This is a genomic window from Pseudomonas sp. P20, from assembly GCF_016463925.1.
Lineage (GTDB): Bacteria > Pseudomonadota > Gammaproteobacteria > Pseudomonadales > Pseudomonadaceae > Pseudomonas > Pseudomonas aeruginosa.
This window is the reverse complement of sequence record NZ_JAEMVM010000004.1, coordinates 23868-50000: the sequence shown is the minus strand read 5'-3', so window position 1 is coordinate 50000 and position 26133 is coordinate 23868. Positions and strand designations below refer to the sequence as shown.

The window sequence follows — 26133 nt, the reverse complement described above, 5'->3', positions numbered from 1 at the left end:
CGATACCGGGAAAAAGAGTCGGGCGCAGTGTCGTTCATTCGTCGTTTCGGGAAAAGCATGGGAAGAGCGGCTGTTCCGACCGGTCGTTTTCTTCTAGGATGGCGCTCCCTTCCTCCCTCGTCGCCGCCGCTGTGCACCGTCCATGCGTTGATTCGCGCCACGGGCATCCAGGCGACGAACCTCAGCGTGGCGCCCGGCCTGGCGGTCGCGGCTGCCTTTCGTTCTACCTGGAATCTTTCGGATAAAGGAATCCAGCATGCACATTCGCAAGCGCGTCGACGCCGACAACACGGCATTGGTCGACCTGTGGGAACGTTCCGTCCGCGCGACCCACGATTTTCTCAGTGAAGCGGACATCGTCGAGCTTTACCCACAGGTCCGCGACCTGTACCTGCCGGCCGTCGAGGTCTGGGTGCTGGTCGACGACGACGGCGTGGCCCAGGGCTTCATTGGCCTGAACCAGGCGCATGTCGAGATGCTCTTCGTCGAACCCGGGCTGCGCGGCCGGGGTATCGGCCGACGCCTGCTCGATCATGCGCGGGCGACCTGGCCGCGCCTGAGCGTCGATGTCAACGAGCAGAACCCGCAGGCCTGCGGTTTCTATCGACACTATGGGTTCCGCCAGACCGGCCGCTCCGCGGCCGACTCGGCGGGGCGGCCGTTCCCGCTGCTGCACATGAGCCTCTAGGAGGGCGCGGCACCTCGCCACGTGGGGCGAGGTGCCGCGCAACATCCGGAAAAGTTTTCCCCGGCCAGATGCTTTCAACTGCAAGCATCCGTTTGAGACAGGTCAAACGTTGCGGCGCAGGCCTGCCCGATAGTTCTGTTCATCAGAACGAGGCGCAGGAATCCCATGAACGGCATCCCACCCCTGTCTTCCCGCGACGCCCATGCCAGCCCGCCGCAACGGGTGCTGGAACGATTGCACAGCTCCGCCGCCGGCCTGGACGCGGACGAGGCCGCCCGCCGCCTGGCGGCGCACGGCTACAACCGGTTGCCCGCGCCGAAACGCCAGGGGCCGCTGCTGCGCTTGCTGCGGCAGTTCCACAACGTCCTGCTGTACATGATGCTGTTCGCCTCGCTGGTCACCGCGCTGCTCGGCTTCTGGGTGGACAGTGCGGTAATCCTCCTGGCGGTGGTGGTCAACGCGCTGATCGGTTTCGTCCAGGAGGGCAAGGCGGCCAACGCGCTGGACGCCATCCGCGACATGCTTTCGCTGCATGCCCTGGTCCTGCGCGACGGCCAGCGCCAGGCGCTGGACGCCGAACGCCTGGTACCGGGCGACGTGGTGCTGCTGGCCTCCGGCGACCGGGTGCCGGCCGACCTGCGGCTGTTCGAAACGAAGAACTTCCATGTCGACGAGTCGGCCCTGACCGGCGAGTCGGTGCCGGTGGAGAAGGGCTGCGTCGCGGTGGCCATCGACGCGCTGCTCGGCGACCGCCGTTGCATGGCCTATTCCGGCACCCTGGTGACCAGCGGCCAGGCGCGCGGAGTGGTGGTCGCCACCGCCGGGGATACCGAACTGGGCCGGATCGGTACGCTGTTGCGCGAAGTCCGCACCCTGGCCACTCCGCTGCTGCGACAGATCGCCAGCTTCAGTCGCTGGCTGGCCCTGGCGATCCTGCTGCTGGCCGGCGCCACTTTCGTCCTCGGCACCCTCTGGCAGGGCCAGCCGATGGTGGACATGTTCATGCTGGTGGTGGCGCTGACCGCCTCGGCGATTCCCGAGGGACTGCCGGCGATCATGACGGTGATCCTCGCCCTCGGCGTACAGCGCATGGCCCGGCGCAACGCCATCGTCAGCCGCCTGCCGGCGGTGGAGACGCTGGGTTCGGTGACGGTGATCTGCTCGGACAAGACCGGCACCCTGACCCGCAACGAGATGACCGTGCAGCGTATCGTCACCGCCGACCAGGTAATCGAGGTCAGCGGCGCCGGTTACGCCCCGCTGGGTGGTTTCAGCCACAACGGCGAAGGCCTCGATCCCGCCGGACGCGACGATCTGCAGGAGATCGGTCGCGCGGCGCTGTTGTGCAACGAGGCGCGCCTGCACCAGGAGGGCGAGGCATGGCAACTGGAGGGCGACCCCACCGAAGGCGCGCTGCTCAGCCTCGGCCTCAAGCTGGGCCTCGATCCGCAGGCGCTGGCGGCGGAACGGCCACGCAGCGATGCGATTCCGTTCGAGTCCGAGCATCGCTTCATGGCCACCCTGCACCACGACCACGCAGGCCAGGCGATGGTCTACCTGAAGGGCGCGCCGGAGCGCATCCTCGACATGTGCGAGGCTGAACGGGTGGGCGACTCGGTGCGGGCGCTGGACCCGGACTACTGGCGGCGCCTGGCCACCGACACCGCCGCTCGCGGCCTGCGCCTGCTGGCCATCGCCCGACGGGCGATGCCGGCGGAGCAGCGCACGCTGGATTTCGCCGACGTGGAACATGGCTTCACCCTGCTGGCCCTGGTGGGCATCATCGACCCTCCGCGCGAGGAAGCCGTGGCCGCGGTCGCCGAATGTCAGGCGGCGGGTATCGCGGTGAAGATGATCACCGGCGACCACGTCGACACCGCGCGGGCGATCGGCGCCATGCTCGGGATCGGCATCGACCGGCCGGCGCTGACCGGCGCGGAGATCGAGTTGCTCGACGACCAGCGCCTGCGCGAAGTGCTGCCGGGCGTCGATGTGTTCGCCCGCGCCAGCCCTGAGCACAAGCTGCGCCTGGTGCAGGCCCTGCAGGCCAGCGGCGAGGTGGTGGCGATGACCGGCGACGGGGTCAACGATGCGCCGGCGCTGAAGCGCGCCGACGTCGGCGTAGCGATGGGCAACAAGGGCACCGAGGCGGCCAAGGAGGCGGCCGAGGTGGTCCTCGCCGACGACAATTTCGCCACCATCGCCAATGCCGTGCGCGAGGGAAGGGCGGTCTACGACAACCTGAAGAAATTCATCCTCTTCATGCTGCCGACCAACGGTGGCGAGGCGCTGATCGTGATCGCCGCGATCCTGTTCCAGTTGACCCTGCCGATGACGCCGGCGCAGATCCTCTGGATCAACATGGTCACCTCCAGCACCCTGGGCCTGGCGCTGGCCTTCGATCCGGCCGAGCGCGGCCTGATGCAGCGTCCGCCGCGTCCGCCGGCGGAGCCCCTGTTGTCGCTGTTCTTCGTCTGGCGGGTGCTGCTGGTCTCGCTGCTGATGATGGCGGGCGCCCTGGGCCTGTTCCTCTGGGAGCTGGAGCATGGCACCGGGCTGGAGAGCGCGCGGACCATGGCGGTGAACAGCGTGGTGGTGTGCGAGATGTTCTACCTGCTCAACAGCCGGCATATCTACGATTCGGTGCTCAGCCGCGAGGGCCTGTTCGGCAACCGCCAGGTCTTGCTGGCGATCGCTGCCTGCGTGGTGCTGCAACTGCTCTATACCTACGCGCCGCCGTTGCAGGCGCTGTTCGGCTCGGTCGGCCTGGCCCCGGGCGAGTGGGCGCGGGTGCTGCTGGCCGGGCTCGGCCTGTTCTGCGTCGCCGAACTGGAAAAGTGGCTATGTCGCCGGGTCCGTGCCCGGCAGGCCTGACGCCGAGAGGTCGCCCCCTTGGCCGTGGTGCTGTGCCTTTGCCCGTGCGCCGCGCACAGACGTCTGTGCCTCGGATCGCCCGGCCGAGAGCGGTCGCACGCGTGGCGATGGGCCGACAGTGAACCCGGGGACCAGGTGTGACTGGGTATTCAGTTCGCATAAAATGTGATCTAGATCACATTTAAACGTTTGCTTACCCTCTAGGACGGGTATCGTACTAGGTGCATCAAACGCTGCGGTCTATTGTTAAGTGGGACTGAAATGTGCCTTTCCGGCACAACGCCAACTCTATAGAGTGGGCTGACTGGACATCTTCAGGGGTCGTCGGGCACGGGCGCATGCGCCTCGGCAGGAAGCCGGGATTCTCGGACTGCCGTACAACGTGCCGGATATCGGGTGCCGAATCCATATTTGGCTGATTGGTTAATAGTTTAAGAAGAACGTAGCGCTATGGCCTTGGTTGACGGTTTTCTTGAGCTGGAACGCTCAAGTGGAAAATTGGAGTGGAGCGCCATCCTGCAGAAGATGGCGAGCGACCTTGGATTCTCGAAGATCCTGTTCGGCCTGTTGCCTAAGGACAGCCAGGACTACGAGAACGCCTTCATCGTCGGCAACTACCCGGCCGCCTGGCGCGAGCATTACGACCGGGCTGGCTACGCGCGGGTCGACCCGACGGTCAGTCACTGTACCCAGAGCGTACTGCCGATTTTCTGGGAACCGTCCATCTACCAGACGCGAAAGCAGCACGAGTTCTTCGAGGAAGCCTCGGCCGCCGGCCTGGTGTATGGGCTGACCATGCCGCTGCATGGTGCTCGCGGCGAACTCGGCGCGCTGAGCCTCAGCGTGGAAGCGGAAAACCGGGCCGAGGCCAACCGTTTCATGGAGTCGGTCCTGCCGACCCTGTGGATGCTCAAGGACTACGCACTGCAGAGCGGTGCCGGACTGGCCTTCGAACATCCGGTCAGCAAACCGGTGGTTCTGACCAGCCGGGAGAAGGAAGTGTTGCAGTGGTGCGCCATCGGCAAGACCAGTTGGGAGATATCGGTTATCTGCAACTGCTCGGAAGCCAATGTGAACTTCCATATGGGAAATATTCGGCGGAAGTTCGGTGTGACCTCCCGCCGCGTAGCGGCCATTATGGCCGTTAATTTGGGTCTTATTACTCTCTGATCTTGCCTCTCAGGTCGGCGAGCTGGCGATCGGTAATTTGCCCTTCTATATAGAAATGCAAAAGCAGATATATAGGGAAGGGCAGGTTCTCGCCATTCTCGAAACGACTGCCGCAGGATTGGCTTATCCCGAAGCGGCTCCAGAAAGTTTCCTGGCTTTCCCGTCGGGCGGTGCGGGTGGCCTTTGCCCGGAAGGCCATGTTTTGGGGCTGTGTTCTCTCGTGTGAAGCCATTGCTCTGATCTTTTCGGACGTTTCTTCGAGCCTAGCAAGGGTCCGGGTTCACCGAAATCTATCTCATTTGCTAGTTATAAAATTATGAAATTTGCATAAATTCTTCAGCTTCCTATTTGGAGGAAGTGAAGATGATCGTACAAATTGGTCGGCGCGAAGAGTTCGATAAAAAACTGCTGGGCGAGATGCACAAGTTGCGTGCTCAAGTGTTCAAGGAGCGCAAAGGCTGGGACGTTAGTGTCATCGACGAGATGGAAATCGATGGTTATGACGCACTCAGTCCTTATTACATGTTGATCCAGGAAGATACTCCTGAAGCCCAGGTTTTCGGTTGCTGGCGAATTCTCGATACCACTGGCCCCTACATGCTGAAGAACACCTTCCCGGAGCTTCTGCACGGCAAGGAAGCGCCTTGCTCGCCGCACATCTGGGAACTCAGCCGTTTCGCCATCAACTCTGGACAGAAAGGCTCGCTGGGCTTTTCCGACTGTACGCTGGAGGCGATGCGCGCGCTGGCCCGCTACAGCCTGCAGAACGACATCCAGACGCTGGTGACGGTAACCACCGTAGGCGTGGAGAAGATGATGATCCGTGCCGGCCTGGACGTATCGCGCTTCGGTCCGCACCTGAAGATCGGCATCGAGCGCGCGGTGGCCTTGCGCATCGAACTCAATGCCAAGACCCAGATCGCGCTTTACGGGGGAGTGCTGGTGGAACAGCGACTGGCGGTTTCATGACGGGGACCTGTCGGCTCGCGCCGGCGCGTTCTCTGTCGGAGAGGGAGCGCCTGGCGTCGATGCCGAATCCGCTGTAAAGCGAGTCCGACCCGCTCCGGACTCGCTATCAGGCATCCCCGGACCAGGGCGCCGGGCTGCCGAACAGGCGTCCCATGGCGCCACGCAAACCCATTTCCCGCAGTACTTCGAGTTCACCGAGGGTTTCCACCTGTTCCGCGATCAACGGTAGATCGATGCTGTGGGTGGTGCGATAGACCGCTTCGATGAACAACCGCTTGTCGCCTTCCCGGTCGACGGCGTGCAGGTAGCAGCCGTCCAGCTTGAGGTAGGCCAGCCCCAGATGGGTAAGGTTGCCGATCAGGCTGAAGCGGCCGCCGAAATGCTGCAGGCCGAGACCGCAGCCCAGTTCGCGCAGGACCTGGCTGAGGCGTTCCAGTTCGGCCGCGGCTGGCAGGTGCCGCTCGTCCAGTTCCAGGGTCAGCTGGCGCGCCTCCTGCGGATGCGCCTTGAGCAGGGCCAGTAGCGGGGCGAACGCCTGCGCATTGCGGACACTGGCGGCCGACAGGCTCAGCGCCAGCGGCCGTGGATGGCGCCGCAGGTGCTCCAGGCTCTGTTCGAGCATCGCCAGGTCCAGGCGCGCGGCCCAGCCGAAACGTTCTATCCAGGGCAGGAAGCGCCCGGCTGCGATGGCCGTGGCCTGCGGGTCGAGCAGACGCGCGAGGACCTTGTGGTGGAGGACGCGCTGGGTGTCCAAGCAGTCCACCACCGGCTGGAAATAGAGCAGCAGGCGGCGCTCCGTCAGGGCCTGGTCGATCCAGTCGTGCCAGTCCTGGCTATCGTTGAGCGCCGCGAGCGCGGTGCCGTCCTGGCTCGCCCAGGGCTGGGCGGGCTGGCTTTCGGCCTGGGCCAGGGCCTGGTCGGCACGGGCCAGGAGATCCGCGGGCGAGTCGCCTTCGGCGAACGCGCTGATACCGAGATAGGCGACCGGCGTGAGATCGCTGGCACCGGTGCGGGCAAGGTTCTCCAGGCCTTCGCAGAGTTCCTCGGCCAGGCGTTCGGCCTGCTCGCGGGAGCAACCGGGAGCCAGCACGGCGAACTCGCCGCCGCGGCTGCGGGCCAGCAGCCAGTCGGCGCGCCCTTGCTGGCCGCAGGAGTCGACCAGCAAGCGGGCGACCGCCTGGATCAATTCATCCGTGCGTTGCCCGCCGAGACGCTGGTTCAGCCCGTTCAGGTCGTTCAGGCGCAGCAGCAGGAGCTGCCCGGCATGCTCGTGCTCGCCGGCACCCAGCTGTTCGTTGAGGCGGGCGTCGAACAGGCGCCGGTTGGGCAGGCCGGTGAGACTGTCCTGGTAGGCCTGGGCGCGTAGCTTGTCGCTACGCGCAGCCTCCTCGGCGAACAGCGTGCGAAGTTTCTCCACCATCTGGTTCATCGCCTGCACCACGCGGCGCAGCTCCGGCGTGCGCGGCAGCCTGGGCAGGCTGAGGAATTCCCGCCGGCTGATGGCATGAGCCTGGCGCACCATCTGGTCGAGCGGGCGCAGTTGGCGGCGCAGCAGCCAGCCGCCAAGCAGCAGGCTCGCCGCGCCGCAGGCCAGCAACCAGTAGAGGCTGCCCAGGGCGCTGTCCCACAGGCGCGCCAGGGCGAATTGCGGATGGCTGACCACCTCGACCCGCGCCGCCTGTTCCCAGCCGCGCATGATCAGCGCGTCGCCACCCTGGGGCTGGAGATCCACCAGGCGTTCGAACCAGCCGGGCACCGTACGCTCGGCATGCGCCTGCACGCGCTCGACCAGCGGCTTGCCGCTCTTGATGTCGATCACCCGGATGCTGGCGAAGTAGCCGCTGTCGAAGATCGAGCTGACCATCAGTTGCACCATCGCCGGGTCGTCCACGTGTGGCGTCAGGGACAGGCCGAGGGCGGTGGCGGCGTCCTGGGCGTGGGAGCGCAACTGGCCGCGCAACTGCTCGCGGGAGTTCTCCACGCTGCTGACGAAGCTGCCGCTGAAGGCGACGACGAGGAACAGGCAGATGGCGAGGAACAATTGCTTGAGCAGTGACATTCAATCCTCCTTGGGTGCGTCGAGGTCGAGGCCTTCGGCGCGCATCTTGGTCAGCAGGTCCTGCCAGCGCGACAGCTTCTTGCTGTCGCCGGTCCGGCGTCCGCCGTCGGCGCCGGGCAGCCAGAGGCCCTCGGCATTGAAGGCGTACACCGGCAACAGGTCGTCACGTTGCGAAGCGGGGCGGATCTCGCCGATCAGGTTGTCCAGCACCAGTGGGTCGGCGCCCGGGCTGGCGTACCAGGTCAGCACCATGTGCGCCTGGTTCAGGCGCAGGGCCTTGACGTAGGTGATGCGCAGCTTGTCGCTGGCGACGCCGAGGCGACGCAGGGTCACGTACTTGGCGATGGCGTAGTCCTCGCAGTCGGCGGCGCCCTTGACCAGCGCCTCGACCGGAGTCGCCCAATAGTCTTCCTGTTGCCAGATCTCGATGTCGTCGGTGAAACGCAGCGACCGGTTGAAGAAGTCGTTGACCGCGCGCAGCTTGGCCGCTTCGTCGAGCGTGCCGCCCTGTTCGAGCAGGCGGCCCCAGTCGCCCAGGCGTGATTTCGCCGCGCCCAGCTCGCCGTAGCGCTGCTCGGCACGGCTCAGTATCGACTCCAGGTCCCACTGCGCCAGCGCCGCGCCGACTGCCAGCAGCAATGTCGCCGCCAGCGACAGCAGCCAGGGGGCGTAGGCCCTGGGGCAGGGCCGGCGTGCGCCGGGGGTTGGGGACATCGAGCGGGCTCCGGAAGGACTCAGCGAAGTCTACGAGAGCGCCGGGCGGCCTGCCAGCGCGGGGTGTCCGGCGAAACTGACAGGATTGTCATTCAGGGGTCAGGGTGGGGTCCCGCTGCGCTGCTTATAAAGAAGAACGAAGTCGGCCGCGCGAGGCCGGCCACTGGGAAAGGTGGACAGATGCAGGCGTTGCGCAGTGGTGGGGGACGGGTCCTGGTGGGCATGCTGGCGGCGGGCCTGGTCGCCTTCGGCGGTTGGGCATGGCTCGGCGGCGACGCCGGGGCGAAGGCGGCGCCCGCGCCGGCCAGGGTCCCGGTGAACGTGGCGCGGGTGGAGCGGCGCGACGTCGAGCAACAGGTCAGCGGCATCGGCACGGTGACTTCGTTGCACAACGTGGTGATCCGCACCCAGATCGACGGCCAGTTGACCCGCCTGCTGGTGAGCGAAGGGCAGATGGTCGAGGCGGGCGAGTTGCTGGCGACCATCGATGACCGCGCCGTCGTCGCCGCGCTGGAGCAGGCGCAGGCCTCCAGGGCGAGCAACCAGGCCCAGCTGAAATCCGCCGAGCAGGACCTGCAACGCTACCGCAGCCTGTATGCCGAGCGTGCGGTGTCACGCCAACTGCTGGACCAGCAGCAGGCGACGGTCGACCAGTTGCGCGCGACCCTGAAGGCCAACGATGCCACCATCAACGCCGAGCGGGTGCGCCTGTCCTACACCCGGATCACCTCGCCGGTATCCGGCAAGGTCGGTATCCGCAACGTCGATGTCGGCAACCTGGTGCGGGTCGGCGACAGTCTCGGCCTGTTCAGCGTGACCCAGATCGCACCGATCTCCGTAGTCTTCTCCCTGCAACAGGAACAGTTGCCCCAGTTGCAGGCGCTGCTCGGCGGCGAGGCGGCGGTGCGCGCCTACAGCCGCGACGGCGGGAGCGCGCTGGGCGAGGGCCGGTTGCTGACCATCGACAACCAGATCGACAGTTCCACCGGTACCATCCGCGTGCGCGCCTCCTTCGATAACCGCCAGGCCCGGCTCTGGCCCGGGCAGTTCGTCGCGGTGAGCCTGCACACCGGGGTCCGGCGCGACCAGTTGGTGCTGTCGAGCAAGGCGGTGCGCCGCGGCCTGGAGGGTAATTTCGTCTACCGGGTCGCCGCCGACCGGGTCGAGGCGGTGCCGGTGCGGGTGCTCCAGGACATCGACGGCCTCAGTGTGGTGGAAGGCCTGGCCAGCGGTGACCAGGTGGTGGTGGACGGCCACTCGCGGCTGATGCCCGGCGCCCTGGTCGATATCCAGGAGCCGCGCCCGAGCCTGGCTCAGGCGGCGGAGCGGCAGCCGTGACGCCGCGCGCCGGGATTTCCGGCTGGTGCGTACGGCACCCGATCGCCACCGCGCTGCTGACCCTGGCCTCGCTGCTGCTGGGGCTGCTGGCGTTCCTCCGGCTCGGTGTGGCGCCGTTGCCGGAGGCGGACTTCCCGACCATCCAGATCAACGCCTTGCTGCCCGGCGGTAGCCCGGAAACCATGGCCTCGTCGGTGGCCACCCCCTTGGAAGTGCAGTTCAGCGCGATTCCCGGGATCACCGAGATGACTTCCAGCAGCGCCCTGGGCACCACCACCCTGACCCTGCAGTTCAGCCTCGACAAGAGCATCGACGTCGCCGCCCAGGAGGTCCAGGCGGCGATCAACGCCGCGGCGGGGCGGCTGCCGGTGGACATGCCGAACCTGCCGACCTGGCGCAAGGTCAACCCGGCGGACAGCCCGATCATGATCCTGCGGGTCAACTCGGAGATGATGCCGCTGATCGAACTCAGCGATTACGCCGAGACCATCCTCGCCCGCCAGCTCAGCCAGGTGAACGGCGTGGGGCAGATCTTCGTGGTCGGCCAGCAGCGCCCGGCGATCCGCATCCAGGCCCAGCCGGAAAAGCTCGCCGCCTACCAGCTGACCCTGGCCGACCTGCGCCAGTCGTTGCAGTCGGCCAGCGTCAACCTGGCCAAGGGCGCGCTCTACGGCGAGGGGCGGGTGTCGACCCTCGCGGCCAACGACCAGTTGTTCAACGCCAGCGACTATGACGACCTGGTGGTCGCCTACCGCCAGGGCGCGCCGGTGTTCCTCAAGGACGTGGCGCGGATCGTCTCGGCGCCCGAGGACGACTACGTGCAGGCCTGGCCGAACGGTGTGCCCGGGGTGGCACTGGTGATCCTCCGCCAGCCTGGGGCGAACATCGTCGATACCGCCGACGCGATCCAGGCCGCATTGCCGCGCCTGCGCGAGATGCTCCCGGCGACCATCGAGGTAGACGTGCTCAACGATCGCACCCGGACCATCCGCTCGTCGCTGCACGAGGTCGAACTGACCCTGCTGCTGACCATTGGCCTGGTGGTGCTGGTGATGGGCCTGTTCCTCCGCCAGCTGTCGGCGACCCTGATCGTCGCCACGGTGCTGGCGGTGTCCCTGAGCGCCAGCTTCGCGGCGATGTACGTGCTCGGCTTCACCCTCAACAACCTGACCCTGGTGGCGCTGATCATCGCCGTCGGCTTCATCGTCGACGACGCCATCGTGGTCGTGGAGAACATCCACCGACACCTGGAAGCGGGCGCCTCGAAGGTCGAGGCGGCGCTCAAGGGCGCGGCGGAGATCGGCTTTACCGTGATTTCCATCAGCTTCTCGCTGATCGCCGCGTTCATTCCCCTGCTGTTCATGGGCGGGATCGTCGGCCGGCTGTTCCGCGAATTCGCGGTCAGCGTGACGGTGGCGATCCTGATCTCGGTGCTCGCTTCGCTGACCCTGGCGCCGATGCTGGCTTCGCGCTTCATGCCGGCATTGCGGCATGCCGACGCGCCGAGAAAGGGCTTCGCCGAATGGCTGACCGGCGGATACGAGCGCGGCCTGCGCTGGGCGCTCGGGCACCAGCGGCTGATGCTGGTCGGCTTCGCCTTTACCGTGCTGGTGGCGGTGGCCGGCTACGTCGGGATTCCCAAGGGTTTCTTCCCCTTGCAGGACACCGCCTTCGTCTTCGGCACGAGCCAGGCTGCCGAGGATATCTCCTACGACGACATGGTCGCCAAGCACCGGCAACTGGCCGAGATCATCGCCAGCGACCCGGCGGTGCAGAGCTACAACCATGCGGTGGGCGTCACCGGCGGTAGCCAGAGCCTGGCCAACGGACGTTTCTGGATCGTCCTCAAGGACCGTGGCGAGCGCGATGTCTCGGTCGGCGAGTTCATCGACCGGCTGCGCCCGCAACTGGCGAAGGTGCCGGGAATCATGCTCTACCTGCGCGCGGCGCAGGACATCAACCTCAGTTCCGGACCCTCGCGGACCCAGTACCAGTACGCCCTGCGCAGCAGCGACAGCACCCAGCTGGCGCTCTGGGCGCAACGCCTCACCGAGCGCCTGAAGCAGGTGCCGGGGCTGATGGATGTGTCCAACGACCTGCAGGTCGGCGCCAGCGTCACCGCGCTGGACATCGACCGGGTGGCCGCGGCGCGTTTCGGCCTCAGCGCCGAGGATGTCAGCCAGACCCTCTACGACGCCTTCGGCCAGCGCCAGGTCGGCGAGTACCAGACCGAGGTCAACCAGTACAAGGTGGTCCTCGAACTCGATGCGCGCCAGCGCGGCCGCGCGGAAAGCCTGGACTGGTTCTACCTGCGCTCGCCGCTGAGCGGCGAGATGGTCCCGCTGTCGGCCATCGCCAAGGTCGCGGCGCCGCGCTCCGGGCCGCTGCAGATCAACCACAACGGCATGTTCCCGGCGGTCAACCTGTCCTTCAACCTGGCTGCCGGGGTGTCCCTCGGCGAGGCGGTGCAGGCGGTGCAGCGCGCCCAGGAGGAGATCGGCATGCCCTCGACCATTATCGGCGTGTTCCAGGGCGCGGCGCAGGCCTTCCAGAGCTCGCTGGCCTCGCAACCGCTGCTGATCCTCGCCGCGCTGATCGCGGTGTACATCATCCTCGGCGTGCTCTACGAGAGTTTCGTACATCCGCTGACGATCCTCTCGACCCTGCCCTCGGCGGGGATCGGCGCGGTGTTCCTGCTCTGGGCCTGGGGCCAGGACTTCTCGATCATGGCGCTGATCGGCATCGTGCTGCTGATCGGCATCGTCAAGAAGAACGGCATCCTCATGGTCGACTTCGCCATCGTCGCCCAGCGCGAGCAGGGCATGAGCGCGGAGCAGGCGATCTACCAGGCCTGCCTGACCCGTTTCCGGCCGATCATGATGACCACCCTGGCCGCGCTGCTGGGCGCGATACCCCTGATGATCGGCTTCGGCACCGGTTCCGAGCTGCGCCAGCCTCTGGGCATCGCGGTGGTCGGCGGGCTGCTGGTGAGCCAGGTGCTGACCCTGTTCAGCACGCCGGTGGTATACCTGGCCCTGGAGCGGCTGTTCCACCGGCGCGGGACGACGACCTCGGACGGCGGAACCGCTGGGGCGACGGCGACATGAGGCGTAACGGACGCGGCTTTCCTGGACGGCGGCGCGTGGCTAGGATGCAGGCAGGCATGCGTCCCGCCCGGGATGCGAAGGCGAACAGAGGATCGGGCGATAGATGCGGGTACTGATTGTCGAGGACGAGGCGAAGACGGCGGACTACCTGAACCGTGGCCTCAGCGAACAGGGGTTCACCGTGGACCTGGCGGACAACGGCATCGACGGTCGCCACCTGGCGCTCCATGGCGAGTACGACGTGATCGTGCTCGACGTGATGCTGCCGGGCGTCGACGGCTACGGCGTTCTGCGGGCGTTGCGCGAGCGGCGGCAGACCCCGGTGATCATGCTCACCGCGCGCGAGCGCGTGGAAGACCGGGTGCGCGGGCTGCGCGAGGGCGCCGACGACTACCTGATCAAGCCGTTCTCCTTCCTCGAACTGGTCGCCCGCCTGCAGGCCCTGACCCGGCGCGGCGGCAACCACGAAAGCCATTCGCAGATGCGCATCGCCGACCTGTCCATCGACCTGCTCAGCCGCAAGGTCTTCCGTGGCAACACCCGTCTGGAGCTGACTGCCAAGGAGTACGCGCTGCTCTGCGTGCTGGCCCAGCGCAGCGGCGAGATCCTGTCGAAGACGGCGATCGCCGAACTGGTCTGGGACATCAACTTCGATACCGACACCAATGTCGTGGAGGTGGCGATCAAGCGCCTGCGCGCCAAGCTCGACGGTCCGTTCGAGAACAAGCTGCTGCATACCATCCGGGGCATGGGCTACGTCCTGGAGAACCGTGCGCTGGCGGAGTCGGGCTGAGGTGGGCATGTCCTTGTCGACCCGTCTGGCGGGAATGTTCGCCGGCGCCGCGGTGGTGATCTTCGCCCTCATCGGCACCATGCTCTATTGCATCCTCGACCGCCAGACCGAGCGCCTGCAGCAGGGCGAGGTGGACGTGCGCTTCAACATGGTCTCGCGGATGCTCGACCATCCCGACCTGGCCGAGCGCTGGCCGCACCTGCAGGGCAAGCTGGACAACCTGAGCCAGGAGTACGAGCTGATCCGTTTCTGGATCGACAGCGACGACCCGCGCTATCACTACGGGCGCTTCAGCGAACCGGTGCAGCGGCTGATCGCCGATGGCGCCGGCCGCTACGAACTGGAGTTGCCGGAGCACCGGTACGCGCTGACTGCGCGGGTCGGCGTGTTGCCGGCGCGCGAGGGGCGGCCGCGGCTGACCTACGTCACCGCCATCGACAGCGCGGCGTTCCATGAGGCGCGGACCTCCACCCTGAAATGGCTGCTCGGCCTGTCCGCCCTCGGTGTGCTGCTGGCCTCGTTGCTTGGCCACTGGATCGCCCGCCTGGGCCTGTGGCCGGTGCATCGGCTGTCCGAGGAGGCCCGGCGGATCAGCCCGCGGCAGTTGTCGCAGCGCTTGCAGCTCTCGCCGCTGCCGGCCGAGCTGCGCGAGCTGGTGGGAGCGTTCAACGGCGCCCTGGACCGCCTGGAGCAGGCCTACGTGCGCCTGGAGTCGTTCAATGCCGACGTCGCCCACGAGCTGCGCACGCCATTGACCAACCTGATCGGCCAGACCCAGGTGGCGTTGTCCCGCGAACGCAGCGGCGAACATTACGAAGAGGTCCTGCAATCCAACCTGGAGGAGCTGGAGCGGCTGCGGGCGATCGTCAACGACATGCTGTTCCTCGCCCGCGCCGACCAGGGACGCCTGGCCTGCGAGCGCGAGGAAACCTCGCTGGCCGGCGAGATCGCCACCACGGTGGATTTCCTCGAGGTGATCTTCGACGAGGCCGGGGTCGGCATCGAGGTGCGTGGCGAGGCTCGCGCGCTGGTCGAGCGCGCCCTGTTCCAGCGGGCGGTGACCAACCTGCTGTACAACGCCGCCCAGCACACCGCCGCCGGCGGCACGCTGCGGGTCGGCGTCGAGCGGCGCGGCGACGAAGTGCGGGTGGCGGTGAGCAACCCCGGCGTGCCGATCGCCGACGAGCACCGCAGGCACCTGTTCGAGCGCTTCTATCGGGTCGACGCGGCGCGCAGCAACAGCGAGGCCAACCACGGCCTCGGCCTGTCCATCGTCAAGGCGGTGGCGAGCATGCACGGCGGTTCGGTGTTCGTCGACAGCGCGGACGGCTGGAACACCTTCGGCTTCACCGTGCTGAGCCCCGAGCGGCGCGGGCCCGGCGACCGCTTGCCGCTGGGCGAGGGCGATCCGGCGCTGTCCTGAGCGGGCCCTCAGGCGTCGTGCGGCGGGCGGGTCTTCTGGCGGAGGATATAGATGCTGACCAGTACCGCGCTGGTCAGCATGAAGCCCTGGGCCCAGGGGCGTCGGACCAGGTAGCAGGAAAGGGCGATGCTGGCCCACATCAGGCCGATGGCGTAGACCTTGCCCTTGAGCGGGATGCCTTCGCCGTCGAGATAGTCGCGGATCCACGGGCCGAGCCGTGGATGGCCGACCAGCCAGTGGTAGAAGCGCGGCGAGCTGCGCATGAAGCAGGCCGCCGCGAGGAGCAGGAAAGGCGTGGTCGGCAGCACCGGCAGGAAGATGCCGATCACGCCCAGGGCTACGCTTAGGAAACCCACGGCCTGGAGGCTATAGCGCACCCAGACGCGAGCGCTCGGGCGAATTTCCCGCTGCGCCACCGCGGCGCTCCTTAGTGCGTGCGCGGCTTGAGCAGGGCGGGCTTTTCTTCCGGCGCCTGGCAGAGCAGGAACAGGTTGGTCAGCAGGTCGGGAATCTGCGCGACCATGTCGTCCACCAGGTGGCGGTCGCGGGCGATCTCGTCGAACTCGGGCTGCTCGTCGAACAGGCCGGAGCCGACCATGATCGGCAGCAGCAGCTCGCTGACTTCCTCCTCGGCCTGCTCGAACCAGACTTCCTCGCGAAGGAACACGCCTTCCATGAAGCCGATGCACCAGCCGCGCAGGTCGGAGTCGTCCGGCTCGTCGCCGAGGTCGAGGTCGCAGGGCAGCTCGAGGTCTTCGTCGCTGGCCAGCACGCGGGTGATGTGCGCCTTGAGCTGCTCGAGGGAAGTCTCGATCTCCTGGCGCTCCTCATCGCTGCGGTAGTGCGGCGGTTCGGCGAACAGGGCGTCGATCCACTCCCGCTCCGGCACCTGCTCCGGGCAGATGGAGAGGGCGGTCAGGTAGCCGTGGGTCGCCACGTAGTCCAGCGCTTCTTCGTGCAGGTCATCGGCATCGAGGAAGGCTTGCAGACGGGACAGTTTTTCGGCGAAGGACATCAGGGTACTACCTCGGGAGGGATGCGGCTCTGGATTGTAGTCCAGACGGGACCTGCGGGCAAAGCGAGCGTGCCTGCTGCGGCGCCCTGGCGAGCGTTTCACGGACGCTCTCGGCGAAGTTGGCCCGGACCTTGCTCCATCCCTTGCGCAAGCCACGATGCAATCCCTTCGCAAATGGAGAATTCCCATGGCCGTCGCCCCTGGTGTGTTGTTGCCGCCGACGCCTGATGTAAAGCCCAAGGCCGCTGCGCCGAAGAGCCAGCAGAAAACGCCTGAGCCCAGTAACGACAAGACTTCCAGCTTCTCCGACATGTATGCCAAGGAGACCGCGAAGAAGCCCGCCGAGCGCGCTGACGGTCCCGCGAAGGGTTCGCGGGACAAGCCACGGGACGCCGGCAAGGACGCCGTCGAAGCGCAGCCGACGGATGCCGCCAGGCAGCCGGCCGTTGCCGAAGACGGCAAGCCTTTGCCGGCCGACGGCCAGGCCAAGGCCGACGGCGAAGATAAAGTCGAAACGCCGGTCGATCCGCTGCAATTGCTCGGCCTCGGCGGTGCCGTACCGTTGCTCGACGAGAATACCCAGGCGACTTTGCTGCCACCGGCCGTGCCGACGGCCAGCAGTGCTCCGGCCAGCCTTACCGAAGCCAGCAGCGACCCGACCCTGGTCAAGCTCAACGGCGTGCCGGCGGTGAACATGGCCCTGGAGCAGGGCGCCCAGGACGCCGCGCAGACGGCGAAAGGCGGGCCGGCGAAGAGCGCCGATCCCCGCCAGGCGAACCTCGGCGATGCCCTTGCCGGCCTGACCTCGGATTCCTTGACCAAGGCCGTCGACGGCAAGGCGCTCGAGGCCCAGTTGCAGCAGACCGCCGAGCCGGCCGTCGCCAGCGCCGCCTCCGAGAGCCTGCTGGAGAGCAAGGCGGAACCCCGCGGTGAACCTTTCGCGGCCAAGCTCAACGGGCTGACCCAGGCCATGGCGCAACAGGCCCTGACCAACCGTCCGGTGAACGGCACGGTGCCCGGCCAGCCGGTGGCGATGCAGCAGAACGGCTGGAGCGAGGCGGTGGTGGACCGGGTGATGTGGATGTCCAGCCAGAACCTGAAGTCGGCGGAGATCCAGCTCGACCCCGCCGAGCTGGGACGCCTGGACGTGCGCATCCACATGACCGCCGACCAGACCCAGGTGACCTTCGCCAGTCCCAACGCCGGCGTTCGCGACGCCCTGGAAAGCCAGATGCACCGGCTGCGCGACATGTTCAGCCAGCAGGGCATGAACCAGCTCGACGTGAACGTCTCCGACCAGTCGCTGGCGCGGGGCTGGCAGGGCCAGCAGCAGGGCGAGGGCGGATCGGCGCGCGGACGCGGCTTGGCCGGCGAGGCCTCGGGCGATGAGGAAACCCTCGCCGGAGTCAGCGAGATCCGCAGCCGGCCGGGTGCGTCGGCGGCGCGCGGTCTGGTCGACTACTACGCCTGAGGCGAACGACTGCATTTCCCCTTTGGGCCTCCTGCGGGAGGCCTTTCTTTTTCCGGAGCGGGCAATTTCGCAAAAGACGGGGATGATTTCCTGTGGCCAGGCTGTAATATCCGCGCCGTCTATCATCTCGGACAGCCCTCCGGGGCTGGTCCCAGGAGGCGGGGCGGCGTTGCAGAAATGGCACAACCCTTGCTCTGCCCCTGTGAAACCCTTCATTTGACGCTATAGCGACGGATTTTTGGCATGGCTAAGAAAGAGGCGACACCCGCCGACGCGGGGGCTCCGAGCGGCGGCAAGAGCAAGCTGAAGCTGATCCTGCTGATCGTGGTCGGCCTGCTGCTGGCGATCGGCCTGTCGGTGGGCGGCACCTGGTTCTTCCTCAGCAAGTCGCTGAAGGCCGAGAAGACCGAGGAAGTCGCCAGCGAGGCGGCGAAGCCGGGCAAGCAGCCGGCGCTCTACGAGATCCTGGCGCCGGCCTTCGTCGTCAACTTCAACCAGAACGGCCGGCAGCGCTACATGCAGGTCGGCGTCGCGTTGATGGGGCGCGACAAGGCGCAGATGGACGCATTGCGCGAGCACATGCCGCTGGTTCGCAATAAACTGGTGATGCTGTTCTCGAGTCAGAGTTTCGACTCGCTGGTGACTCCGGTGGGCAAGGAAATGCTCCGCCAGCAGGCGACCGCCGGATTGCAGGAACTGGCCAAGAAGGAAACCGGCCAACTGGCTATCGAACAAGTGTTGTTCACCAATTTCGTGCTGCAGTAGGTATCCCATGGCCGTGCAAGATCTGCTTTCCCAGGATGAAATCGACGCGCTGTTGCACGGCGTCGACGATGGCCTGGTGGAAACCGAAGTCGAGGCGACGCCGGGATCGGTCAAGTCCTATGACCTGACCAGCCAGGACCGCATCGTCCGGGGCCGCATGCCGACCCTGGAGATGATCAACGAGCGTTTCGCCCGCTACACCCGCATCAGCATGTTCAACCTGCTGCGCCGTTCGGCCGACGTCGCGGTCGGCGGCGTGCAGGTGATGAAGTTCGGCGAGTACGTGCACTCGCTGTACGTTCCCACCAGCCTCAACCTGGTGAAGATGAAGCCGCTGCGCGGCACCGCGCTGTTCATCCTCGACGCCAAGCTGGTGTTCAAGCTGGTGGACAACTTCTTCGGCGGCGACGGCCGCCACGCCAAGATCGAGGGCCGCGAGTTCACCCCGACCGAACTGCGGGTGGTGCGGATGGTGCTGGAGCAGGCCTTCGTCGATCTGAAGGAAGCCTGGCAGGCGGTGCTGGAGATGAACTTCGAGTACGTCAACTCGGAGGTCAACCCGGCCATGGCCAACATCGTCAGTCCCAGCGAGGTGGTGGTGGTCTCCACCTTCCACATCGAACTGGACGGCGGTGGCGGCGACCTGCACATCACCATGCCCTACTCGATGATCGAGCCGATCCGCGAGATGCTCGACGCCGGTTTCCAGTCCGACCACGACGACCAGGACGAGCGCTGGATCAAGGCCCTGCGCGAGGACGTGCTGGACGTCCAGGTACCGCTCGGCGCCACCGTGGTCCGCCGCCAGCTCAAGCTGCGCGACATCCTGCACATGCAGCCGGGCGACGTGATCCCGGTGGAGATGCCGGAACACATGGTGATGCGCGCCAACGGCGTGCCCGCCTTCAAGGTCAAGCTGGGCGCCCACAAGGGCAACCTGGCGCTACAGATTCTCGAAGCGGTCGAGCGCTCGCGCTGACCGCTTCCCCCGGAGGAAAGACGAACCATGGCAGACGAAGAAAAAGTGACCACCGAGGAACAGGCACTGGCCGACGAGTGGGCGGCGGCGCTGGCCGAGGCGGGCGACGCCAGCCAGGACGACATCGATGCGCTGATGGCCCAGGGCGGCGCGACTCCCGTGGCGGAGCCGAGTACCCCGCGGGCGCCGATGGAAGAGTTCGGCGCTTCGCCGAAGGCACCGACCATTTCCGGCCTGGAGGGGCCCAACCTGGATGTGATCCTGGACATCCCGGTGACCATTTCCATGGAGGTCGGGCATACCGACATCAGCATCCGCAACCTGCTGCAGCTCAACCAGGGGTCGGTGATCGAACTCGATCGCCTGGCCGGCGAGCCGCTGGACGTACTGGTCAACGGCACCCTGATCGCCCACGGCGAGGTGGTGGTAGTGAACGAGAAGTTCGGCATCCGCCTGACCGACGTGATCAGTCCCAGCGAACGCATCAAGAAGCTGCGCTGACATGCGTCGCTACCTGTTCGTCGGCTTCCTGCCGGCACTCGCCTCGCTGAGCGCGCCGCTGTGCGCCGCCGAGGGGACGACGGGTGCCGCCGCGCCGACGGTGGGCGCCGCTTCCGGCGCCGCCGCGCAACTGGCCCAACTGGTGCTCGGCCTGGGCCTGGTGATCGGCCTGATCTTCCTGCTCGCCTGGCTGGTGCGCCGGGTGCAACAGGCCGGTCCGCGCGGCAACCGCTTGATCCGCACCCTTGCCAGCCAGCCGCTGGGTCCGCGCGACCGGCTGGTGCTGGTGCAGGTCGGTGAGGAGCAGATCCTGCTCGGCCTGACGCCCGGCCGGATCACGCCGTTGCACGTGCTCAAGGAGCCGGTACACCTGCCGGACGGCGAGCCGGCCACGCCGGAATTCGCCCAGCGCCTGCTGGAGCTGCTGAACAAGGACCCCAAGGGCAAGCCATGACTCCGCGCATCTCCCTGGCCGGCGCGCTCGCCGCGCTCTGCCTTCTGCTGCTGGCGCCGTGGCCGGCGCTGGCCGCCGACCCGACATCGATCTCGGCGATCACCGTGACCACCAACGGCCAGGGCCAGCAGGAGTATTCGGTCAGCCTGCAGATCCTGCTGATCATGACCGCGCTGAGCTTCATCCCGGCGTTCGTCATGCTGATGACCAGCTTCACCCGGATCATCATCGTCTTCTCCATCCTGCGCCAGGCGCTGGGCCTGCAATCGACGCCGTCGAACCAGGTGCTGGTGGGGCTGGCGCTGTTCCTGACCATGTTCGTCATGGCCCCGGTGTTCGACAAGATCAACAGCCAGGCCCTGCAGCCCTACCTGAACGAGCAGATTCCCGCCCAGGAAGCCCTGCAAAAGGCCGAGGTACCGCTGAAGGCGTTCATGCTGGCGCAGACTCGCACCTCCGACCTGGAGCTGTTCGTCCGCCTGTCCAAGCGCACCGACATCGGCAGCCCGGAGGCGACGCCGCTGACCATCCTGGTCCCGGCCTTCGTCACGTCCGAGCTGAAGACCGCGTTCCAGATCGGCTTCATGATCTTCATCCCGTTCCTGATCATCGACCTGGTGGTGTCCAGCGTGCTGATGGCGATGGGCATGATGATGCTGTCGCCGCTGATCATTTCCCTGCCGTTCAAGATCATGCTGTTCGTCCTGGTGGATGGCTGGGCGCTGATCATCGGGACGCTGGCGGGCAGTTTCGGCACCGTCTAGCGGTGCCGCCGGCTTGACGCGCCGCTGGCGCGCTGGAGAGAGACATGACCCCTGAGGTGGCACTCGACCTGTTCCGCGAGGCGTTGTGGCTGACGGCGATGATCGTCGGCGTGCTGGTGGTTCCGAGCCTGCTGGTCGGTCTCGTGGTGGCGATGTTCCAGGCCGCCACCCAGATCAACGAACAGACCCTGAGCTTCCTGCCGCGCCTGATGGTGATCCTGCTCACCCTGATCGTGCTGGGCCCCTGGCTGCTGCGGCAGCTGATGGAATACACCCAGACGCTGATCGGCAACATCCCGCTGCTGATCGGCTGATGCTGGAGCTGACCAACGCGCAGATCGGCGGCTGGATCGCCAGCTTCGTGCTGCCGCTGTTCCGGGTCGCGGCGCTGCTGATGACCATGCCGGTGATCGGCACCCAGCTGGTGCCGGTGCGGGTGCGACTGTACCTGGCGCTGGGCGTCTGCGTGGTGCTGGTGCCGAACCTGCCGCCGATGCCGCAGGTGGACGCGCTGAGCATGAAGGCCATGCTGCTGATCGGCGAGCAGATCCTGGTCGGCGCCTTGCTCGGCTTTTCCCTGCAGTTGCTGTTCCACGCCTTCGTGATCGCCGGGCAGATCATCTCGATGCAGATGGGCCTGGGCTTCGCTTCCATGGTCGACCCGGCCAACGGCGTCTCGGTGCCGGTGCTCGGCCAGTTCTTCACCATGCTGGTGACGCTGCTGTTCCTGGCGATGAACGGGCACCTGGTAGTGTTCGAGGTAATCGCCGAGAGCTTCGTCACCCTGCCGGTGGGCGAGGGCCTGAGCGGCAACCATTTCTGGATCATCGCCGGCAAGCTCGGCTGGGTGATGGGCGCGGCACTGCTGCTGGCGCTGCCGGCGATCACCGCGCTGCTGGTGGTGAACCTCGCCTTCGGCGCCATGACCCGCGCGGCGCCGCAACTGAACATCTTCTCCATCGGCTTTCCGTTGACCCTGGTGCTGGGCCTGGTGATCCTCTGGATCGGCACCGCCGACCTGCTCAGCCAGTACCAGGTGCTGGCCGGCGAGGCCCTGCAATTCCTCCGTGAACTGGTGCGGGCGAAATAGCCATGGCCGAGAGCGAAAGCGGGCAGGACAAGACAGAGGAACCCACGGAGAAACGCCGCCGCGAGGCGCGCGAGAAAGGGCAGTTGCCGCGTTCGCGGGAGCTGAACACCCTGGCCATCCTCATGGCCGGCGCCGGCGGCCTGCTGATCTACGGCGCCGACCTGGCGGGCGCCCTGTTGCGCCTGATGCGCAGCAATTTCGAGCTGTCCCGGGAAACCGCGATGAATACCGAGAGCATGCTGCAATTGCTCGGCGCTTCGGCCTACCTGGCTGCCCAGGGGCTCTGGCCGATCCTGCTGATGCTGCTGGTGGCGGCGATCGTCGGGCCGATCGCCCTCGGCGGCTGGCTGTTCTCGATGGACGCCCTGCAACCCAAGTTCAGCCGGCTCAACCCGCTGTCGGGGCTGAAGCGGATGTTTTCCGCCAAGTCGCTGCTCGAACTGAGCAAGGCGCTGATCAAGTTCCTGGTGGTGCTGGCGGTGGCCCTGCTGGTGCTCTCCGCCGACCGCGACGCCCTCCTGGCGCTGGCGCACCAGCCGCTCGAGCAGGCGATCCTGCACAGCGTGCGGGTGGTCGGCTGGAGCGCCTTCTGGATGGCCTGCAGCCTGCTGCTGATCGCCGCGGTGGACGTGCCCTACCAGATCTGGGACAACCGCCAGAAGCTGCTGATGACCAAGCAGGAAGTCCGCGACGAATACAAGGACTCCGAGGGCAAGCCCGAGGTCAAGTCGAAGATCCGCCAGATGCAGCGCGAGATGGCGCAGAGACGGATGATGGCGGCGGTGCCGGAGGCCGACGTGGTGATCACCAACCCGACCCACTTCGCCGTAGCCCTGAAGTACGACCCGGCGGGCGGCGGGGCGCCGCTGCTGCTGGCCAAAGGCAACGATTTCCTGGCCCTGAAGATCCGCGAGGTGGCCCAGGAGCACAAGGTGATGGTCATGGAGTCGCCGGCGCTGGCGCGAGCGGTGTACTACTCCACCGAGCTGGACCAGGAGATTCCCGCCGGGCTCTATCTCGCCGTGGCCCAGGTGCTGGCCTATGTCTACCAGCTCAAGCAGTACCAGGCCGGCAAGGGCAAGCGGCCGAGCCCGTTGAAGGACCTGCCGATCCCGCCGGACCTGCGTCGCGACGAGTGACCTGGCTGGAGCTACGCGCCGCGCTGTGGCAGCCTTGGCCGATACCCGCTCGGGATGAGAGCTTTGCCGTTCATGGATCGAACCTTGTCTGATCGTATTTTCCCGCCTGTCCTCCTGTTGCTCGCCCTGGCCTGGCTGCTGCCCTGGATGCCTGCGCACGCCGAAGCGCCGGCGGAATGGGTCGCCTTGCCCCTGTCGGAGCGGGTGGTGGATGCCACCCACACGCTGGACGAGGCGACGCGCCAACGCCTGGTGGAGAAGCTCGAGGCGCTGGAGCGGCGACGCGGTGCGCAGATCGCGGTGGTGATGCTGCCGACTACCGGTACCCTCGATATCGAAGCCTTCTCCGACAAGTTGTTCCAGGCCTGGAAGCTCGGCCGCAAGGCGGTCGACGACGGTCTGCTGCTGGTGGTGGCCAAGGATGACCGGCGCATGCGCATCGAGGTCGGCTACGGCCTGGAGGGTGCGGTGCCCGATGTGGTCGCCGGACGGATCATTCGCGAGCGGATGGCCCCGGCATTTCGCGAGGGCGACTACGCCGGCGGGATCGAGGCCGCGGTGGACGAGCTGATCCGCCTGGTCGACGGCGAAACGCTGTCGTCGGCCGCGTCGTCGGGTGCGCCGAAAGTCTCGCTGGGGCAATTGCCGGCGGAAGCCTGGGCGCTGCTGGTCGCCTTCATCTACGGATCGTTGGCCGGAGTGCTGTTGAGTGCCCGGGCGCTGCGCTGGCCCTGGCTGCTCGGCGGGGCGCTGCTCTGCTGGCTGCTGGGCACGCTGGCCGGCGCTTCCGGCGAATGGATGAGCGTGCTGCTGGTCGCTCCGCTGTGCATGCTGGTCGGCGGCGCGACCTTCGGCGCGCTGTGGACGGTGCGCCCGGCCTTCTACCTGGTGATCGGCGTACTGGTCTATGTAGCCCTGCTCGGGCTGGCGGCGCATTGGTTCAGCGCGGTGTCCTTCATCTACGGCCTGCTGTGGCCGGCCGGGGTGCTGATGCTGGCGGTTCTCTGCTGGTCGAACTACCGCCTGATGCGCTCGCTATGGCGCGAGCGGCGGAAAAGTTTCCACCGCCGACTGTGGGCGTTGCTGGCGGCCTACCTGCTGCTCGGATTGCTGTCCGGTGGCCTGGACGCACCGCTGGTCTGGCTGGCCCTGCTACCGTTCCAGCTCATGCTCGGGCTGCTGGTGTTCGGCCAGGTACGCCTGAGTGGGGGGGGTGGAGGCTCGTCGGGAAGCTCCGGCGGCGGTTCCTCCTCCTCTTCCTCCTCTTCCTCCTCGTCGTCCGGCGGCTTTTCCGGGGGCGGTGGTTCCAGCGGCGGAGGCGGTGCGTCGGGCAGTTGGTAATGGGTTCCCGTTCATTTCATTCGGAGACAAGGATGTCTGCAATCACGCGTTATCTCGCCATGCTTCGCCTGTTCGGCATGCTGCTCTGCGCCGCCGCGATTCCCTCCGTTGCCACCGCGACGGTGCCGGTCACCGTCGCGGTGGCAGCGTCCGATGTCGAGGAGGAGGCCGTGGAGGCATCGGCGGTCGGCGCCGAGGCCGAGGCAGCGCGCGATGCGGGCTACGAGTCCGCGGAGGTTCCAGCGCTGGCGCGGCGGGTGACCGACCTTACCGCGACCCTCGACGCCGCCGAGCGTGCCCGCCTGGAAGCTTCGCTGGCCGCGCTGGAGGCCCGGAAGGGTGCCCAGGTAGCGATCCTGATGGTGCCCAGCACCTATCCGGACAGCATCGAGGCCTATGCGACGCGGGTCTTCGAGGCGTGGAAGCTGGGGCGCAAGGGGATCGATGACGGCGTCCTGGTGCTGGTGGCGAAGGACGACCGGCGCATGCGCATCGAAGTCGGCTATGGCCTGGAAGGAACGATCACCGACATCGATGCCGGGCGGATCATCCGCGAATACATGACCCCTGCGTTCCGTCAGCAAGACTACGCCGGCGGCCTGGAAGCGGCGGCGCAGCGCCTGGTACGACTGATCGACGGCGAGGCGTTGCCGCCGCCGCCGCGCGACCCGCTGGAGCCCGGCGCGGTACGGCAGACCCTGGCTATCGCATTCCTGCTCGGCGCTCTCGGCGGGGTGGCGCTGCTGGTACGTCCGCGCGCCTGGTACTGGACCCTGGGGGCGGTAGTGGCGCTCGCTGCGGCGTTGGCACTGGGGCGGCACTGGCCGGCAGGGGCGATGGTGGCGCTGGCGGAGATGGTGGCGGTCCTGGGCGTCGGCTTCGGCGCGTTGCTCAAGTATTCGCGCGGTGCCCGCTGGTTCTTCGCCATTCTTGTGCTCTATGCGCTGGGGCTGTTCTGGGCCTACGGCCGTTATGGCCTGCCGGTGCTCCATTACGGATTGGCCGTGCCGCTTTCGCTGGGACTGACCCTGCTGATGCTGGCCGGTGCCTGGCAGGGGCTGCGCAGAGGACGGCGCTGGGCCTACCTGCCGGGCCTGCTCGGCCTGCTGCTGACCCTGGCCCTGGAGTGCCTGCTGTTGCTGGTGGACGACCCGCTGAACAGCATCGAGGCGCTGATCATCCTGCCCGCCGCTTGCCTGCCGCTGCTCATCGGTTGCAATTTCAGCGCCGGCGGCTCGGGGGGAGGGCGTCGACGCGGCGGCGATTACGCTAGCTCATCGGGTTCCTCGTCGTCCAGTTCGTCCAGTTCGTCTTCGGACTCGTTCTCCGGCGGCGGAGGCTCGAGTGGCGGCGGTGGCGCCTCCGGTAGTTGGTGATTGGCGAAAACCCTTTTCAATCAATGAATTGAAAAGTTGGAACGGTTCCTGCAATGACCCGCCCGACGCGCATTCCGGCGTCAAAAGTTTGTTCGGCGCCCAC

General features: G+C 66.8%; 24 protein-coding genes. 19 read left to right on the top strand and 5 right to left on the bottom strand.

Annotated features, from left to right (window positions below; genetic code table 11):
* Positions 1-256: 256 nt before the first annotated feature.
* The 3 genes from JHD77_RS06420 to lasR all read left to right on the top strand — a co-directional run bounded on the left by JHD77_RS06420 (position 257) and on the right by lasR (position 4732).
* Positions 257-688, top strand: a complete 432-nt coding sequence (locus JHD77_RS06420; RefSeq protein WP_003100460.1) for an acetyltransferase — start codon at positions 257-259, stop codon at positions 686-688.
* 165 nt (positions 689-853) lie between these two features.
* Positions 854-3562: a cation-transporting P-type ATPase gene (locus JHD77_RS06415; protein ID WP_003100459.1), complete on the top strand. Its 2709-nt coding sequence runs from the start codon at positions 854-856 to the stop codon at positions 3560-3562.
* Between the two features lie 450 nt (positions 3563-4012).
* Positions 4013-4732 carry a transcriptional regulator LasR gene (gene lasR, locus JHD77_RS06410; protein WP_003082999.1) on the top strand — a complete coding sequence of 240 codons (720 nt, stop codon included), beginning with the start codon at positions 4013-4015 and terminating at the stop codon, positions 4730-4732.
* Here the strand turns inward: lasR and rsaL are convergent.
* Entirely contained in the window at positions 4722-4964 is a 243-nt protein-coding gene (gene rsaL / locus JHD77_RS32300; RefSeq protein WP_003083010.1) for a quorum-sensing transcriptional regulator RsaL, read from the bottom strand. The two genes, lasR and rsaL, sit on opposite strands and share 11 nt — an antisense overlap.
* Before the next feature lie 131 nt (positions 4965-5095).
* Between rsaL and lasI the strand changes: the two genes are divergently transcribed.
* Positions 5096-5701 (top strand): acyl-homoserine-lactone synthase LasI, encoded by a 606-nt coding sequence (lasI, locus tag JHD77_RS06405; protein ID WP_003083017.1) that lies wholly within the window; start codon positions 5096-5098, stop codon positions 5699-5701.
* A gap of 106 nt (positions 5702-5807) precedes the next feature.
* Here lasI and lapD read toward each other — a convergent pair whose 3' ends face one another.
* Both lapD and lapG read right to left on the bottom strand, forming a co-directional pair.
* Positions 5808-7760, bottom strand: a complete 1953-nt coding sequence (lapD, locus tag JHD77_RS06400; protein WP_003100457.1) for a cyclic di-GMP receptor LapD — start codon at positions 7758-7760, stop codon at positions 5808-5810.
* Positions 7761-8474, bottom strand: a complete 714-nt coding sequence (gene lapG, locus JHD77_RS06395; RefSeq protein WP_003083022.1) for a cysteine protease LapG — start codon at positions 8472-8474, stop codon at positions 7761-7763. It lies immediately after the preceding gene.
* Between the two features lie 180 nt (positions 8475-8654).
* Here lapG and mexM point away from each other — a divergent pair, with 180 nt between their 5' ends.
* The 4 genes from mexM to JHD77_RS06375 all read left to right on the top strand — a co-directional run bounded on the left by mexM (position 8655) and on the right by JHD77_RS06375 (position 15135).
* On the top strand, positions 8655-9812 hold the full coding sequence (mexM, locus tag JHD77_RS06390; protein ID WP_003100454.1) for a multidrug efflux RND transporter periplasmic adaptor subunit MexM: 1158 nt from the start codon (positions 8655-8657) through the stop codon (positions 9810-9812).
* Entirely contained in the window at positions 9809-12919 is a 3111-nt protein-coding gene (gene mexN / locus JHD77_RS06385) for a multidrug efflux RND transporter permease subunit MexN (protein ID WP_003083027.1), read from the top strand. Before mexM ends, mexN begins: the two co-directional genes overlap by 4 nt.
* Before the next feature lie 103 nt (positions 12920-13022).
* Complete coding sequence (locus JHD77_RS06380) at positions 13023-13712, top strand: heavy metal response regulator transcription factor (protein ID WP_003083028.1); 690 nt, start codon at positions 13023-13025, stop codon at positions 13710-13712.
* Positions 13690-15135, top strand: a complete 1446-nt coding sequence (locus JHD77_RS06375) for a sensor histidine kinase (RefSeq protein WP_003083034.1) — start codon at positions 13690-13692, stop codon at positions 15133-15135. Before JHD77_RS06380 ends, JHD77_RS06375 begins: the two co-directional genes overlap by 23 nt.
* A gap of 8 nt (positions 15136-15143) precedes the next feature.
* Here the strand turns inward: JHD77_RS06375 and JHD77_RS06370 are convergent, their stop codons facing one another.
* Together JHD77_RS06370 and JHD77_RS06365 are read right to left on the bottom strand one after the other, a co-directional pair.
* Positions 15144-15551: a YbaN family protein gene (locus JHD77_RS06370; protein ID WP_003083036.1), complete on the bottom strand. Its 408-nt coding sequence runs from the start codon at positions 15549-15551 to the stop codon at positions 15144-15146.
* A gap of 11 nt (positions 15552-15562) precedes the next feature.
* On the bottom strand, positions 15563-16150 hold the full coding sequence (locus JHD77_RS06365) for a UPF0149 family protein (RefSeq protein ID WP_003083037.1): 588 nt from the start codon (positions 16148-16150) through the stop codon (positions 15563-15565).
* A gap of 187 nt (positions 16151-16337) precedes the next feature.
* Between JHD77_RS06365 and JHD77_RS06360 the strand changes: the two genes are divergently transcribed.
* The 11 genes from JHD77_RS06360 (at position 16338) to JHD77_RS06310 (ending at position 26030) form a co-directional block, all read left to right on the top strand.
* On the top strand, positions 16338-17621 hold the full coding sequence (locus JHD77_RS06360; protein WP_003083038.1) for a flagellar hook-length control protein FliK: 1284 nt from the start codon (positions 16338-16340) through the stop codon (positions 17619-17621).
* A gap of 243 nt (positions 17622-17864) precedes the next feature.
* Positions 17865-18386 (top strand): flagellar basal body-associated protein FliL, encoded by a 522-nt coding sequence (gene fliL, locus JHD77_RS06355; protein ID WP_003083042.1) that lies wholly within the window; start codon positions 17865-17867, stop codon positions 18384-18386.
* Between the two features lie 7 nt (positions 18387-18393).
* On the top strand, positions 18394-19365 hold the full coding sequence (gene fliM / locus JHD77_RS06350) for a flagellar motor switch protein FliM (RefSeq protein WP_003083045.1): 972 nt from the start codon (positions 18394-18396) through the stop codon (positions 19363-19365).
* Between the two features lie 27 nt (positions 19366-19392).
* Entirely contained in the window at positions 19393-19866 is a 474-nt protein-coding gene (gene fliN, locus JHD77_RS06345; RefSeq protein ID WP_003083049.1) for a flagellar motor switch protein FliN, read from the top strand.
* 1 nt (position 19867) lies between these two features.
* Positions 19868-20320 (top strand): flagellar biosynthetic protein FliO, encoded by a 453-nt coding sequence (gene fliO, locus JHD77_RS06340; protein ID WP_003100447.1) that lies wholly within the window; start codon positions 19868-19870, stop codon positions 20318-20320.
* Positions 20317-21084, top strand: coding sequence for a flagellar type III secretion system pore protein FliP (gene fliP, locus JHD77_RS06335; protein ID WP_003083052.1), 768 nt, complete (start codon positions 20317-20319; stop codon positions 21082-21084). The genes fliO and fliP overlap by 4 nt, the downstream gene beginning before the upstream one ends.
* Before the next feature lie 44 nt (positions 21085-21128).
* The gene (gene fliQ / locus JHD77_RS06330) at positions 21129-21398 is read left to right on the top strand and encodes a flagellar biosynthesis protein FliQ (RefSeq protein WP_003083053.1); all 270 of its coding nucleotides are present in this window, start codon (positions 21129-21131) and stop codon (positions 21396-21398) included.
* Complete coding sequence (gene fliR, locus JHD77_RS06325) at positions 21398-22174, top strand: flagellar biosynthetic protein FliR (protein ID WP_003083054.1); 777 nt, start codon at positions 21398-21400, stop codon at positions 22172-22174. Before fliQ ends, fliR begins: the two co-directional genes overlap by 1 nt.
* Positions 22175-22176: 2 nt before the next feature.
* Positions 22177-23313 (top strand): flagellar biosynthesis protein FlhB, encoded by a 1137-nt coding sequence (gene flhB, locus JHD77_RS06320; RefSeq protein ID WP_003083056.1) that lies wholly within the window; start codon positions 22177-22179, stop codon positions 23311-23313.
* Positions 23314-23385: 72 nt separating this feature from the next.
* Positions 23386-24654 (top strand): TPM domain-containing protein, encoded by a 1269-nt coding sequence (locus JHD77_RS06315; RefSeq protein WP_003100444.1) that lies wholly within the window; start codon positions 23386-23388, stop codon positions 24652-24654.
* Positions 24655-24686: 32 nt separating this feature from the next.
* Positions 24687-26030: a TPM domain-containing protein gene (locus JHD77_RS06310; protein ID WP_023105442.1), complete on the top strand. Its 1344-nt coding sequence runs from the start codon at positions 24687-24689 to the stop codon at positions 26028-26030.
* The last annotated feature ends 103 nt before the right edge of the window (positions 26031-26133 follow it).